Source organism: Mediterraneibacter massiliensis, from assembly GCF_001487105.1.
GTDB lineage: Bacteria > Bacillota > Clostridia > Lachnospirales > Lachnospiraceae > Mediterraneibacter > Mediterraneibacter massiliensis.
The window spans coordinates 477,355-491,980 of sequence record NZ_LN913001.1 but is presented as its reverse complement, the minus strand read 5'-3'; the positions used below and the strand labels follow the sequence as shown (position 1 = coordinate 491,980).

Sequence of the window (14,626 nt, the reverse complement as noted above, 5' to 3'; positions counted from 1 at the left end):
CTATGGAGCACCATCTACAGGAAGAAAAACGGGCAAAAAATATCGTCTGGTCCGCCGCCGGAGACTACGGTTTCGACCCGCTTTATCTCGCTTTTGACAGAACAGGAACAGCGGACGTATATCTGAACATCATCATCGGTCTGGTATATAAATGGTATGAACCTGCGGAAATAGAACGTCTTTTTATTTCTCTTGGCTCCGGAAAAAAGGCACTTTATGAAGGAATCTTCTGGCTTGGACTGGAAAATGCCGTCTACGAAAAAGAAGTAGCAAAACGGCCCGCTTTGCAAGAACTTCGAAAAGAGTATGCCGCTTTAAATCTAAAACAACTGCGAAAAGAAGGCACTTCCTCCCTCCTTTTGCTTCTTCAAAAGGGACGCTGCTGCGAAATACTCGGACAGGACCTCTCTCTGCCCGCATGGGAAAAAGACCTGCTGCAGGCTCTGTCCTACAGCGCCTCTCTTTCTTCTCTGGAGATCATAAAAAAAACAAAAGAAATCTATCGGATCTATTTTCAGTATATCCCTCATTCCGCCCCGCAAAAAACAGGGGTGTATTTTCTCCAGAAAGTGCTTCCCGCCTTTTATTCCCTTGGCAGAGTCCATTCCGGTTTTGTACGGATCCAGACTTCCGCAGAAAAAAAGACCTCTCCCGGTCCTGTCGGCTCTCTCACACGCCGATTCGGTATTCTGCTGCAATTTACCCACCCGGAAAATACAGAACTTTCTGGACAATATATAAGAGCCTGTTTCGGCGAAAGCATACATTCCGAACACATGCTCTTAAAATTAGAACAAGTACTATGCACAGGAAACCACACCGGACTGCATCTGTATTTTACCCGGGGTGTTCTTCCTCCTATCGCAGAATGTCCTGCCAGGGTACAAAAAGAAGTGCAGACATTCCGCCAGGAGACTCTCCGGCAGAAAGAGCAAAATATAGCCTATTATAAACGTTCTCTGCCGCTTCACCGCAGCAGTATCCTGCGCCTGACCGAAAGGCTTTCTTCCGTGCTGCATTCCCTTTCCCCGGAAGATATGAGCCGTTCCCGCTCCGGTCTTCTGGATCCTTCACAGATATGGCGTACTCTTCATCTGCATGACGACCGTATCTTTATCAAACAAGAAGAAACGATTTGTGCTGATTTTTCCATCGATCTGCTTCTGGATGCCTCTTCCTCCAGAAAAAGCTGCCAGGAAAGTATCGCCGCGCAGGCATATATTCTTGCGGAGAGTCTCACCCGCCTGCACATCCCGGTACAGATCTATGCCTATTGCAGCATCAGAGGCTGCACCGTCATGCGCCTGTATCGTACTTATGAAGAAAAGGACCAAAACCAGGAAATCTTTTCCTACACTGCCGCCGGAAACAATCGTGACGGACTTGCCCTTAGAGGCGCCGCTCATCTGATGAAGTCCTCTCCCTGCGAACGCAGACTATTGATCATGCTCTCGGATGCAAGTCCCTGTGATGACCACGCAGCAAAAGAAGGTCCTTTTTACCGCAACAAAGAGTACACAGACCAGATCGGTATACAGGATACCGCAAAAGAAATCCGTGCCTTAAGGAAACAGGGGATCCAGGTACTCGGCGTATTTATGGGTATAGAAAAAGATATCCCTGCCGCAAAAGAAATCTTCGGCAGGGACTTTGTCAAGATCCGAGATATCAGTCATTTTGCCGACTCTGTCGGAAACATGATCGTCCGTTCTCTTCTATCCTCTTAAACTATTTATTTGTATATCTCCTTTACGCAAAGCGGCTACTGCTCCAGATATTCTTCCAGAGTCAGCCCCTTCTCTGTGATCTCTTTGGCCGCTTCTTTTCCTACATACCGGTAGTGCCATGGTTCATAAATGATCCCTGTCACATCTGCCTTTTCCGGTGGATAGCGGAGTATAAAACCATATTCCGCACAGTGTTCCATGAGCCATTTCTGCTCCGGAGTATCTCCCTGCGCTTCATCTAATTCTTCATAGTCAGACGCAATGATATCCACTGCTAATCCTGTCGCATGCTCACTCGTTCCCGGCACCGCAACCGACTTCTTCGTCTCGTCATATGCGTCCATCGGACCATACCCCTGCACGATCCAGTCCTGCATCGTAGTGTTAAATACTTCCCTTTGCTGCTCATAAGAACGATAGGCCGATGCCACATACATACTCAGTCCTTCGTCCTGCGCATCCTGCATCATCTTTTCCAGATCTTCCGCAATCCTCTTATCTACAGACCGTTCTGTGTCGATCTCCGTCAATTCCGGTACATAATCCGTTGCCAAAGGATGGCTGTCATTCACAAGTGCCAAAGCCCAGCCTTCTTTATCTCCGGCAAGAATCTCTGCGCTTGCTTCAACCGCCGTTTCTTTCTGCAGTTTGCTTTTTAATTCCTTATTCTCTGTTTCCAGCTTTTGATTCTGTGCAGTCAGTTTCTCTTCATGGGAATCCACGACATGTTTTGCCGCGGCGATCGTGAGCAGAATCCCGAATAAAACACCTGCTGCCAGTCCCATAATTAAAATTCTTTTTATTTTTTTACTCATTTTTTTCATCACAGTCTAAACTCCATATGTATTTTAGAATCTATCTCTTCCTGCGTGGAACAAACAGCCATTCTATAGGCTTCCCCCTCTGTCTCATATTCCCGATAATAGTATGGCTTATGAAACGCCTCCGGCTTTTTGACCAGTCTGGGCGGATCGTCCAAAACAATCTCAAATGCGTTAAGCGCAAGTCCCATACCTCTTCCGGTCGCTTTCATAAAACTTTCTTTCAACACCCAATATCGGCAGAATACAGTGTCCTCCTCTTTTTCACAGACAGCTTCTAAGATCCGTTTATACTCAGAAGGGCAAAAAAACCGGCTTGCCATTTGCAGATCTGCTTTTCTTATCTGTTCGATATCACAGCCAACCTGCACATTTGCATTCCCTTCCATTTCTGCGGCACACATCACCCAGAAACCAGAATGAGAAAAATTAAAGGCACTGTTTTGTGAGAGCCCGTATTCTGTCTTTATCTTCTCCCACAAAGCCCATACGCCCACGCTCTGGGCTTTGTTTAATTTTCTTTTCATCCTGTCAGCCTTTTCCTGTCTAAAAGCCGGAAGTTCCTCATAATACTTTCTGTAGCGTTCTTCTTCCAGCAGAGAACGAATATCTGCAGCCCAGGCTCTTACCATATCATTTTTCCTTTTTCCCTCTTGCTCATCTGTCTTTTAAGTAGCGCACTTCAAACGTGTCTATTGTGATCGGCTTATTAAAAAGACTTCCTTGTGCATAATGGCATCCTAATTCGTTTAATACATTCAGCTGATCCTGCGTCTCTACCCCGGATGCCAAAACATAGGCGCCAAGCTGTCTGCATATATCGATCACAGCCTTTGCCACGATCCTGCTGCGGCCGCTACTTACAATATTCGATACAATTCCTTTATCCAGCTTCAGTCCGTCAAATTCCATAACAGACAGTATAGAAAGGCTGGAATCCTTCGCACCAAAATGATCCAGAATCACCCGTACGTTTTCTTTTCGTATCTTATTACTTGTCTCTGTGAGCATTTCCTGATTCATATTTGCGTACGATTCCGAAACTTCCACTTCCAGATATTCACAGGACACATGATACTTTTCGATCAAAGCCATCATCCGATCCGCAATATCCACCTGGCACAATGTTGCCCCCGCGAAATTCACCGATATAGGAAGCATGGGGATGTCTTCTCTTTCCCATCTGCGCAGTGTTTTACATACTTCTTCAAACACATAGAGATCCAGGTAATGCGACAAACGTGTTTCCTGCAGAAGCGTGATATATCTCTCTGGATTTAAAATACCCAGATCTTTGTGGTGGTAGCGTACAACCGCCTCGGCTCCCACGATCTCCTCTGTCGCGACATCCATCTTAGGTACCAGACATACTATAAAGCTGCCCTGTTCGATATCCTGCAGAAGGTCTTGTTTGATGATCGGCTCTTGATGTCCCTTTTTCAGGTTCCTATAATACTTCTGCTTTTCTTCCCGCATCATATTTTCCGCATGGGCTACCAGATTATCCACATTGATGTCTATTTTCTCCCATGCATATCCCATAGTGACCAGTCCAAGGCTTATATTATCCAGTTTGTCATGCGCCGCATGCACATTCTTCATAAAATCTTCATAGGACGCGTCCTCTGCGATCGCCAGATACTCATCTCCCGTGAGTCGAAATACCATACCGCTTTTGAAGAACTCTTCCAGAACCTCTCCCACACGGATCACGACTTCATCTCCATAGTCACGGCCAAACTCCTTATTAAAGTTCTTCAGTCCATTAATATCTACAGATAAAGCCCCGAGAGTCTTCCACTTTTTCTCTTCCGCTTCTGTCAGATATTGCACAAAGCTATTTCTGTTCAGCAGTCCTGTCAGATCATCATGGTAACTTAAATACTCCTGCTGTTTTTGCTGCTTTTGCAAAACGATCGCCTGCGTGATAAAGGGAAGTACCGCCCGCATCAAGGATAATTCACAGCCGCCTTTGTGTACACCGATGACAGCCAGGATCGCCGTCGTATCTTCTCTGATCTGCTCGAAGATACTGTAATTATCTTCTGTCGTATCTGTGATTTCCTGTTTCATCCATTTGGGCTGCTGCTCTGCCCCCATCATTTTGATCTTATCTCTCTGCCACGGTACATTCTCCGCGCACCATTCATAAATCATCTCTACGTCGTCATATTCTTTTTCTATATAATACACATACTCTGCATCATAATAATCCCTAACTGTACTTAATACATCATTCATGATCTCTACAAGAGATCGTTGTCTCTCTTTCTCGCCCATATGGGATACCTCTTTTTTCAAAATTCAAACTATTTTACGGATAAAAGGGCGCAAAATGCCCTTCCAGCCGATCGAATAAAATTATTGTAGTATAATCCCTGTCAAAATGCAAGTATACATACCTATATCCTGTAACATTTAAAGAAGGGAATACTCATGCCCCAGCATTGAACATTCCCTTCTCCTAGTGGTTTTTCCGTATTCTGCCCACCCTTTATCCAGAAAGTATATTTTATTCTTTTAAAACGACTCGCTTGATCTGCAGCAGAAGCAGTACTAAACTAACTCCCAACAGGATATGCCCGATCCCGGCAGTACCGGAAATCGCCGCATCCATGCCGGAAGACAGCGCAAGCTTTCGCACCTGTGTCACACCTCGCACCACAAACATCACAGCAGTCAGATTCAGACCAATATGATAGACCGCCAGTATCCGTCCTGTCTTTGCCCCTGTAAAGGAAAAATTCTTTTCCAACAGAAGCAACAGCAAGAAAAATACCATCCCCAGCAGAAAATAATGCGTATGTACCACACCCAGTGTAGTTCTGCCTGTAAAACCATTAAATTTGGTGAACTCGCGATAAAACACACCGCCTGCCATAGCGAAGATTGCATACAACAAAGCCGTATTCATATATTTTTTCATAGTGATTTCTCCTCCTGTAATATTTTTTATCTACCTTCCTTTTTCATAGCAAAGTATCCGATAAGAACCGTCCACACATAGGCGCAGGTCTTAGGAATCATCAACATCCCGATCATGGGGATAGCATCCGCCCACAACACCACCGGGATATAAAAACCAAAACTCAGCACGATCGTCAGCCACATCCAGCGAAATGCTTGGTCTCCACGCTCTTTTGCGCTGCGATAGAACAGAACGATTACCAGAAGCCCCAGCAGCGCAAAAGGAATGTTGCGGCAGATTCCCCAGGAAAGCGGTGCTTCGGCATTGAGCCATTGGTTCTGCGGCATCATGCATAAAGCGATCCTCACACCGGCCAAAACATATACAGCAACAGTCAAGCCTCTCTTTCCCTTGACCTGGTATCGATACCGCCAGACGTAGTACAGCAGCACATAAAAAACGGTCATAGTGATCGAGGTTATCCATTTGCCCAGGCCAAGAGGCACCGTGTAATTCTCCAGCCCGGCAGTACACAATGCGACAGCCCGCGGAATCAAATGAAAGGAATCTCCCGCTCCCAGCACCACAGCCATCCAGCCAAACAAACGGAATTGACGTTCTCCTTTGCTTTCCTTAATCATCAGGATACCGATCGTGATCACAGAGATCAGATAGACTGTATCGAACAGTGTTTCTACAATTGCCTGCATACTTTATTCTCCTTTATATACATTTTTATTTTGCATGGCAGCCACATTAAATACTGCTCTGCAGAAGTTCCTGCCAAACAATACCCCTGCCAGCAGAAGCGAAGCGCCCAGGCCAGTATAAAACACTGCGATAAACCTCTCCGGCGCTATCCCACTTACACGCAGCCCAATACCGCCGGTCATCATCACAGCCATAATGGCAAAAGCTTTTTTATCAAAAAATTTGAGAAAAAAATGTCGTTCTTCCAAATAAGCATTGATTCTGGCAGTATGCTTTTTTACCAATTTCCCAAAAATATATTTCTGAAACACTCCGAAGACTAAGATAGACAATAAAAAATTCAGCACAGACAGATACGGCGGATATGCGATCAATCCGATGCGGAGTATATTGAATCCCGCCGCGCTCCACACAAGACAAGCGAGAAGCAGCAGCGTATTACGTTTTACTTTCATAGTTCGCCTCCTTTTTTGAACATCGTTCAGTTTAAGGGATAAAAAATCCCCGCGGCGCAGCGGAAATTTTAGTAAAGCGTTCTGCGGATGATCTCCAGCACAGCGCCCGGATCGTAATCCTGCCGCAGCAGTGCGGATAACATCAGAGAAAAGAGAACATCCGAAAATTTCTCAGCTGTAAAGCTATCCGTAAAAGCATCTAAACGGACTTTGGCATCACTTTTTAAGACAAAGCACAGGCCCTCTAAAATATGCTTCCAAGTTTGCTGCATCCGGCGTTTTCCATCTGCTTTATCCTCCTGCATGAACCCCAGAGAATGAAGGGTAAAGAACCCCGGATACTGTTTGTGACCGTATTCCATCCGCTCATACATCCAAGTAATACAGGCCTGTGTATCTCGGAACACAACTTCTTCCTCCGGGCGGTGAAAAATCTCACACCAAATGCTTTCTACCGCAGCTCCCACCAGCGCCGCTTTGGAATCAAAATAATTATAGATAGATCCCACAGACACACCACAAGCGGCCGCAACGGAACGAATATTGACCGCAGACCACCCCTTCTGTCGGATCAGCTCTCGGCTGGTTTTCAAAATTTCCTCTTTTGATGTCACTACTGTATTCATTCTATCACCTCAATATGAACATCGTTCAGTATAGCAGTTTCATTTCTTTTCGTCAAGTAGTTGGCGAATTGCTTCCTACTTTCTCACCCCTGTATTTTTTTCATTTTTGTTCTATAATAAAAATGAAATCTGACATCTCATCTGCATATATATTCCTAGGAGGTTCTACATGGCACTTGTACACAAAAACAGACTCCGCAATTTCTTTTTCTGCGGAATCTGTCTATTCATAAGCGAATTCTTAAAACAACTGCTGCTTACTTTCGCCGTAAACGGCGGAAATTATTACTGGTGGTATTTTCCTTTCCAGCTTTGCAGTATCCCTATGTATCTTATGCTCCTGCTTCCCTTTGTCGGTCCAAAAACGCAGGAAATATTTCTGCTTTTTCTCTCTACCTTCGGTCTATTGGGCGGAATAGCCGCCTTTGCCGATACGAGCGGGCTGAAGTATACCCTGCCTCTGCTCACTGTCCACTCGTATATCTGGCATTTTCTCCTCATCTTGTCCGGCATATATGCAGGCTGTACTCTATCGAAACACATACGATTCCACTTTTCTCTCTCCGCTTTCAGACTGAACGTGCTTGTATATCTTTCCTGCTGCTTTCTTGCAGAATGTATCAATCTGTCCTTTGATTCCTTAGGCACTATCAATATGTTCTACATCAATCCGGATTATCCCATGCAGCAGATCGTGTTCCGTGATATTGCAAATACTCTCTCTAATCCCATCGCTATCCTGCTTTATATTTCCGCAACGATATGTGGCGCTTCTCTTCTATTTCTTCTATGGAGGTACGTCCAAAAGCAGTAGGATATCCGATCACTCCTTCTGCTCTTCTATCTGTTCTTCCTCTTCCCGCCCTACGTTTTCCGATACGATCTTTAAAAAATCTCGGTCACTTTTCTTTCTGCGAGGTATAAACCGACGTGCGACTTTCCCCTTCCCCCTGTTCTTTACGTAGAAAAATCCAAGCACAGAGAAGACAGCCGCTCCGATGAAATTGACGATCAGATCATACATCGTATCGATCAGTCCGATATCCAGATATCCGCCAAGTCCCAGTTCCGTTCCATTTACAGCTGTACTGGAAATGTGATCGATCACTGCGGGCACGTTCCGTCCTGCCGGATCCAGCGTTACAGAACGGATTACATGGATCACCGTATCTTTCTGCATGTCATATCCCATGATCTGATCCATGCCAAATTCAAAAAATTCCCACACCACGCCAATCGTCATAGAAAAACAAAAAGCTACAATCGCCATGAAGACCGGAGATAAGGTAAAAGAAGTTCGTTCATTGCGGTTTAACAAGTCCACCAGGGAAAATCCGATTGCTGCCGCAAGAAAGCCATTGAGCGTATGCAGCACCGTATCCCAGAACGGAAACATCAGATAAAATTCGCTGATCTCCCCTAATATCTCCGCGGCAAATATAAAAATAAGGATAATGATCTCTAAAGTCGTAGGCAGCTCTATCTTAAAAGTCACTTGGACAAAACTCGGTATGACCAGCAAAAGTAATGTCAAAGCACACAGAAATACATTTTCATAGTTGTGATTTAAAATCTGTAAAACCATCATGACGATCACAAGGAACCGGAGCACAAAGTAGACGATAAAAGAACTTTTGTGCTCCCTCAGTTCCATACCCAAGGCTTTCTGCAAGTTTCTCAGACGTCCTCCTGCCTGTCTTTCTTCTCTATTCTGTTTTTCTCCTCTAATGTTTTTTTCCTTTTTATTCTTCATCCGACAACATACTTCTCCGTTTTTCTTTTTATTCTATCACACTCCCTTTCAAAAGTCACACAAAGACACAAACCGATCCTTTTCCATTACCGGCAGACAGTAAAATCTGCTGCCCCTCTCCATATCCTTGTTATCTTAATCTCTCTACCAACGGTTGTTTTTGAAATTTTCTGACCATGTATTCTGTCACCAGGATCGGAACCAGCAGTATAAATGCCGCATATCCCAGAAAATACCAAACAGGGAAGACAAAATGCATATAATCCGCCCCAAAATACCGAAGGATCTGTATCATTGCATATCCTGCCGCAGTACCGAATATAAGAGATATGACAAGGTTGCCTGCCGCCAGTATGAATCCTTCTATACGCAGCATTTTGCAAAGCTGCCTTTTCGTCATTCCGACAGACTGGAGCATTGCGAATTCATGGCTTCTCGTCAGTATATTCGTGATCAGTGTATTCAAAAGATTGATCAGCGCAAAACCGATGATAAAGATACTTAGTCCTAACATCACCGAGAATAGGATTGTAAACTGGGATTTTGCCATCTGCCGCTGTTCTTCCAACGTTCCCAATGATAAATGAGGATATTGCCCGATCAGGCTTTTTAGTTCCTTCCCGACCTGCGCCTCTTTTTCTGTATCGGTCTGGACTACCAGCTTATCCGTCAAATGGATTCCGTTTGCCATAGCAGCCAATGTCTGTTCCGGGATCAGAAATGTGGTGAATGTATCTCCCAGTTCTTTATCAAAATCATTAGCGTCTATGATCCCCATGACGGTAAATGTCTTCTCCTGTTCCTTCGCCCCATCATACCAGCGCAGCTTCACCGGATCCCCGACCTGGAATTCCCAGCCGTATGCCTCCTCCCAGGCGCCGCCCCGGGTAAATAAAACTCCGTCCTCCTGAACCATTTCTTCATAAGAGAACTCCCCTATATGTCTTTGCTCTTTTAATTTTTCTGTCCGTTCTTTATCCAGAGGTCTTGCGGTGTCGTCCCGGCTTTCCTCATCTCCGTGTGCTTCCCAGGATATTTCCATTGACTGTACCGTATGAACTTTCTCCACACCGTCTATTCCCTCTATTTTCTGCATGATCGTTTCATCCAAAGGATGCTCCTTTTGCAGCTGCATCTCTCCATATTCTGTGGTTTCCGCCACATTATACGAATACCCTATCAGGAATTCTCCATATTTATATTCCCCTTGTCTAGCATATCCCTCCAAATTAGTAGACGTTACGTAAAATGCCGCCAGCATATACAATACTCCGCCGATTCCCAGAGAAAGTGTGGTAAGCACTGTCTTTTTCTTATTTCTGGCATTATTCATAACAGCAAGACTTTCCGGAGTGATCTTTCTGACTGGTTTTTTTGTCTGCCGCTGTGTCCTTTTCTCTTTTTTATGTTCTCCTTCATATCCGGAATATTTTGCCGCTTCCACCGGAGAAATAGAGGCCGCCTTTTTCGCAGGTTTCTGCACGGAAACCAATACGGCCGCGATATCCGCCAGTGTTACGATCCCTGCAACGACCAACGTATGCACCATATCCCAGCCGCCCGGACGGATAAAATAACTGACCGTGCCTCCGACAAGCAGACCTGTCGGGATTCCAACAGCGCTTAAAAGCAGCCCTTCAATACGTACCATCCTGCGTATCTGCTTCTTTGTCATGCCGATCGTCCGAAGCTGTCCAAACTGGCGTATCCGCCCTACGACAGAAAGATAAAATACACTGTAGATGACAAGTACGCTCACAAAGAGTATGCCGATACCGACGCAGATCACCAACATCGTCTCCTGGAAAGCCATGTCTCCGCCCGGAAGTGCATTTAGGAAATAGTTGTTGATATTCATGTCTTTCCTGTCCACACCACAATCATCCCCAAAACTATAGACCAGTTCTTCAAACTCCGGCTGCGTCATCTCCTCCGCTTTCGCAAAACAGACGATCCCTTCCCAGGGGACGTCCTTTAACTGACTGCCTTCTCTGGCATACCGTTCGGAAAACAGCACTGTATACAGTGGCTGATGTTCCGCTGTATGATAAATACCGGAGATCGTATATGTCTCTGTTGTGCCGTCCAACCATGTAAAAGAAACCTCTTTCCCCGGTTCTGCCTGGATATCTGCCAGCTTGCAGTAGGCGTCTGAAAGCATGACTTCATCTGCTTTTTCTGGTATTTTTCCCACTGACGGTGTCACAGTATCTATTTCTGCGCCTTCGCTTTTCAAAGGATCCGCCCCATATGCCGCCGGCCGTACCATATGCCCGCCGATCTCCACCGACTGTCCTTCTTTCATTGCCAGCACATAGCTGCTCCGATCGTCTTCTGCCATCTGCATAAGCCGTTCTTCGTCCAGCTCATAGTACACTGCATGCTGCATGTTGGCAACAATTCGTTGCGTCTCTGTGTTCAGTCCTACATAAAACAGCGCCATAACCATCAAAAGACTGACCGACAGCGCGATCGTCAAAATGACGAAAACGTCTTTCATCTTGCTGCTCTTTACACTGCGCACGGCGAGAGAGCGCACCGTCCCCCGGTTATTATTGGAGGATATGCCTTTATCTCGTCTCATTGTGTCCACCTGCTTTCCGTGATTTTTCCATCCTCGATACGGATGATCCGGTCAGCCGTCTGCGCGATCTCTTCATTGTGCGTGATCATCACGACTGTCTGGTGAAACTGGCGGCTGGATGCTTTGATCAGCCCGATCACATCCTGGCTGGTCTTAGAATCCAGATTGCCAGTAGGCTCATCTGCCAACACGATCGCCGGTTTAGATGCCAGGGCCCGCGCAATCGCCACTCTCTGCTGCTGTCCCCCTGAGAGTTTTCCCGGCAGCTCTGTCAGTTTCTCCTGCAGCCCTAACAGACTGATGATCTTCTTCAGATACAGTTCATCTGGCTTTCCTCCATCTAAGGATACCGGAAGGATGATATTCTCATACACATTTAAGATCGGGACCAGATTATAATTCTGGAAGACAAACCCGATACGGCGTCTTCTAAATATGGTCAGCTTCTCCTCATCCATGCCGGAAAGTTTCTTCCCCGCTATTATGACTTCTCCGGCAGTCGGTACGTCTAAGCCTCCCATCATATTGAGCAGCGTTGACTTGCCGCTGCCGCTTGTACCGACGACGGCGACAAATTCCCCTTCCTCTACTTCCAGTGATACGCCGTCCAGGGCCCGCACGACATTAGGCGACGTCCCATAATATTTTTTCAGATTTTCTGTAACAAGTATACACATTTTCCCGTCTCTCCTTTACTTTTGCTTGTATAAAAGGATAGCAGGCAAATGTTTCAAAAACCTCTCAAAAAGAAAAAATACATCTAAAAATTCTCAGTCAACATTCAAAAGGTACACGGAAACACTCGTTCCAATGCCTCTTTTTGACTGTATTTTCAAATAGCCGTTTTCTTTTTCTACGATCTCTCTTGTCAGATACAGACCGATCCCCAGCCCTTCTGTGCGTGCCGCCTGCTCTTCCCGGTAGAAGCGTTTGCACACGTCGTTTATATGTTCCGGTGCGATCCCCATACCCTCATCTTGTATTTGGATCCTCGTATATATTTCCATAGGATCAGACTGGATACGGATCGTACTGCCCGGAGCCGAGTATTTCACCGCATTGTCCAGCACATTAAAGAGCGCTTCCAACGTCCATTTTTCATCACAGCGCAGACTCTTTTCCCCGGTACCGCTGATTTCTACCTTTATCTGCTTTTTCTCTGCCCGCACCGCAATGCTTTCTTTAGCGTCTTCCAGAAGCTGTGTAAGCGATACGGTATCTGTATGCAGACAGATCATATTCTGTTCCATCCTGGACATCTGTATCAGCGACTGCACAAGAAATTCCAGCTTTCCCACTTGATGTTTCAAAACCTTCAGGCAGGTGTCCCGTTCTTCCGGCGGTAATTTCGGATTGACCGCTGTATCGCAGTACATCACGATATTTGCGATCGGCGTCTTGAGCTGATGAGAAATATCCGATACGATCCCCTGCACTTCCTGCTTCTGCCGCTCGCTCTCCCTTGCATGGAATTCCGTGATCTCCTGTAGACGCAGCAGCTGCATCTGTATCTTGGACAGCAGTTCATCCGACTCCGTATCAAAGGCTTCTCCCGCGCTCCCTTTCAGTATCTGCTCTATGCTTTCGCAGACTTCTTCCGTAAAGCGGATATACTTGCGCCGCATATGCAGCCACACTGCTCCCACAAGCAAAAACAGCAGGACTGCGCTTCCTGCTGTGATCCAAATACAGCTCATCTTCTTCTCCTTTCTGACCACTGATATCCGGTTCCATAGATCGTCTGGATATACTGGTATTCTTCATCTGCGATCTTTGACCGGAGCCTGCTGACAAAAATCGTCAGCGTATGTTCATCCACAAAATTTCCTTCCTTGTCCCACAATTCTTCTAACAGAACGCCGCGGGTAAGGACGATGTCCGGATTCTCCAGAAATTTTCTCAAGAGCTTGAATTCTGTCGGCGTCAGAATCAATTCTTCTCCCTTTTTCCATACTTTATATGCCTTAAGATCCACCTCCAAATTCCCCGCTTTCTTTCTGCTCTCCTGCCTTTTTCCGGCAGTATATCGGTTCAGGACCGCGCGTATCCGCTGTATCAGGATCTGCACATGGAATGGTTTTGTCACATAATCGTCCGCCCCGTTTTCAAATCCCGTCATCATGTCCGTATCCATATCCTTTGCCGTCAGAAAGATGATCGGTATATCCTGCTGCTTTCGGATCCTTCCCGCAAAAGAAAAACCGTCTCCATCCGGCAGATTGACATCCAAAAGAAGCAGATCCCATTCTTCTTCCAGCAGCCGTTTCTCTCCTTCTTTCAGAGTATTTGCCGTCTCTGCGGCAAAACCGGCGAGAGAAAGGTTTAATTTGACTCCCTGCGCCAGTATTTCATCATCCTCGATCAGTAAGATTCTTTCTGGTTCCATATTTTTGCTCCTTATTCTTGCACTTTTCTACTGTTCTTGCTACACTGGCTCCTGTAGGAGGTGAGCGTATGAAACATCCATTTGACTATGAGATCATATACAGCGACAGAAAGACCACGGCGATCCAGATCACTCCTGCCGGAAAAGTATGCGTGCGTGCTCCCCGCCGCTGTCCTCGCTCTCTGATCGATACGTTTCTTTTCGAAAAGGAAAGCTGGATCTTAAAGCATCTGTCGCAGATACAAAAACACGCCGCCGATACAGCCTCTCATCCTCCGCTTTCCCAGGAGGAACGGGCACGGTATATTCAGACGGCGCGCGATATTTTCACTGTAAAGACTGCTTATTACGCAAACTTAATGCAGGTTACGTATCACCGTATCTCCATCCGGGAACAAAAGACCCGCTGGGGAAGCTGCAGCAGCGCCGGAAATCTGAATTTCAACTGGCGCCTGATCTTTGCTCCAGAAGAAGTACTTGACTATGTCGTCGTGCATGAACTCGCCCACCGGATAGAGATGAACCATTCCAAGGCATTCTATCAGATCGTAGCCCAGGTACTCCCGGACTATCAGGCAAGCCGCAAGTGGCTGCGTGACAAGGGAGCCTCTCTGTGGGATGCCGTCTGATCTCCTTCTACATTTCTACTGCTCTG

The 14,626-nt window shown here is 46.0% G+C and carries 15 protein-coding genes; 3 read left to right on the top strand and 12 right to left on the bottom strand.

What is annotated here, in order from left to right:
* Positions 1 to 2: 2 nt before the first annotated feature.
* Positions 3 to 1,727: a vWA domain-containing protein gene (locus BN3282_RS06485; RefSeq protein WP_059067620.1), complete on the top strand. Its 1,725-nt coding sequence runs from the start codon at positions 3 to 5 to the stop codon at positions 1,725 to 1,727.
* Between the two features lie 35 nt (positions 1,728 to 1,762).
* Here the strand turns inward: BN3282_RS06485 and BN3282_RS06480 are convergent, their stop codons facing one another.
* The 7 genes from BN3282_RS06480 to BN3282_RS06450 form a co-directional block, all read right to left on the bottom strand.
* Positions 1,763 to 2,551: a M15 family metallopeptidase gene (locus BN3282_RS06480; RefSeq protein ID WP_059067618.1), complete on the bottom strand. Its 789-nt coding sequence runs from the start codon at positions 2,549 to 2,551 to the stop codon at positions 1,763 to 1,765.
* Positions 2,551 to 3,180 (bottom strand): 4'-phosphopantetheinyl transferase family protein, encoded by a 630-nt coding sequence (locus BN3282_RS06475; RefSeq protein ID WP_059067616.1) that lies wholly within the window; start codon positions 3,178 to 3,180, stop codon positions 2,551 to 2,553. The genes BN3282_RS06480 and BN3282_RS06475 overlap by 1 nt, the downstream gene beginning before the upstream one ends.
* Positions 3,181 to 3,205: 25 nt before the next feature.
* A complete protein-coding gene (locus BN3282_RS06470; protein WP_059067614.1) occupies positions 3,206 to 4,828 on the bottom strand; it encodes a bifunctional diguanylate cyclase/phosphodiesterase in 1,623 nt (540 codons plus the stop codon).
* A gap of 232 nt (positions 4,829 to 5,060) precedes the next feature.
* Positions 5,061 to 5,474: a DUF2871 domain-containing protein gene (locus BN3282_RS06465; protein ID WP_059067612.1), complete on the bottom strand. Its 414-nt coding sequence runs from the start codon at positions 5,472 to 5,474 to the stop codon at positions 5,061 to 5,063.
* A gap of 26 nt (positions 5,475 to 5,500) precedes the next feature.
* Positions 5,501 to 6,166, bottom strand: a complete 666-nt coding sequence (locus tag BN3282_RS06460) for a hypothetical protein (RefSeq protein WP_059067611.1) — start codon at positions 6,164 to 6,166, stop codon at positions 5,501 to 5,503.
* Between the two features lie 3 nt (positions 6,167 to 6,169).
* Complete coding sequence (locus BN3282_RS06455; RefSeq protein WP_059067609.1) at positions 6,170 to 6,622, bottom strand: hypothetical protein; 453 nt, start codon at positions 6,620 to 6,622, stop codon at positions 6,170 to 6,172.
* Positions 6,623 to 6,690: 68 nt separating this feature from the next.
* Positions 6,691 to 7,248, bottom strand: a complete 558-nt coding sequence (locus BN3282_RS06450; protein WP_059067608.1) for a TetR/AcrR family transcriptional regulator — start codon at positions 7,246 to 7,248, stop codon at positions 6,691 to 6,693.
* Between the two features lie 169 nt (positions 7,249 to 7,417).
* Here BN3282_RS06450 and BN3282_RS15645 point away from each other — a divergent pair, with 169 nt between their 5' ends.
* Entirely contained in the window at positions 7,418 to 8,062 is a 645-nt protein-coding gene (locus tag BN3282_RS15645; protein ID WP_059067606.1) for a TMEM164 family acyltransferase, read from the top strand.
* A 9-nt stretch (positions 8,063 to 8,071) separates the two neighbouring features.
* On the opposite strand, the gene BN3282_RS06440 is transcribed toward BN3282_RS15645, so the two are convergent.
* The 5 genes from BN3282_RS06440 to BN3282_RS06420 form a co-directional block, all read right to left on the bottom strand.
* Complete coding sequence (locus tag BN3282_RS06440; protein ID WP_205408556.1) at positions 8,072 to 8,902, bottom strand: DUF2238 domain-containing protein; 831 nt, start codon at positions 8,900 to 8,902, stop codon at positions 8,072 to 8,074.
* Between the two features lie 229 nt (positions 8,903 to 9,131).
* Complete coding sequence (locus BN3282_RS06435; protein ID WP_059067602.1) at positions 9,132 to 11,585, bottom strand: ABC transporter permease; 2,454 nt, start codon at positions 11,583 to 11,585, stop codon at positions 9,132 to 9,134.
* Positions 11,582 to 12,262 (bottom strand): ABC transporter ATP-binding protein, encoded by a 681-nt coding sequence (locus BN3282_RS06430; RefSeq protein ID WP_059067600.1) that lies wholly within the window; start codon positions 12,260 to 12,262, stop codon positions 11,582 to 11,584. Before BN3282_RS06430 ends, BN3282_RS06435 begins: the two co-directional genes overlap by 4 nt.
* A 93-nt stretch (positions 12,263 to 12,355) precedes the next feature.
* On the bottom strand, positions 12,356 to 13,282 hold the full coding sequence (locus tag BN3282_RS06425) for a sensor histidine kinase (protein ID WP_059067597.1): 927 nt from the start codon (positions 13,280 to 13,282) through the stop codon (positions 12,356 to 12,358).
* Positions 13,279 to 13,971 (bottom strand): response regulator transcription factor, encoded by a 693-nt coding sequence (locus BN3282_RS06420; RefSeq protein ID WP_059067595.1) that lies wholly within the window; start codon positions 13,969 to 13,971, stop codon positions 13,279 to 13,281. Before BN3282_RS06420 ends, BN3282_RS06425 begins: the two co-directional genes overlap by 4 nt.
* Positions 13,972 to 14,039: 68 nt before the next feature.
* Between BN3282_RS06420 and BN3282_RS06415 the strand changes: the two genes are divergently transcribed.
* Positions 14,040 to 14,600, top strand: coding sequence for a M48 family metallopeptidase (locus BN3282_RS06415; RefSeq protein WP_059067593.1), 561 nt, complete (start codon positions 14,040 to 14,042; stop codon positions 14,598 to 14,600).
* Positions 14,601 to 14,626: the final 26 nt, after the last annotated feature.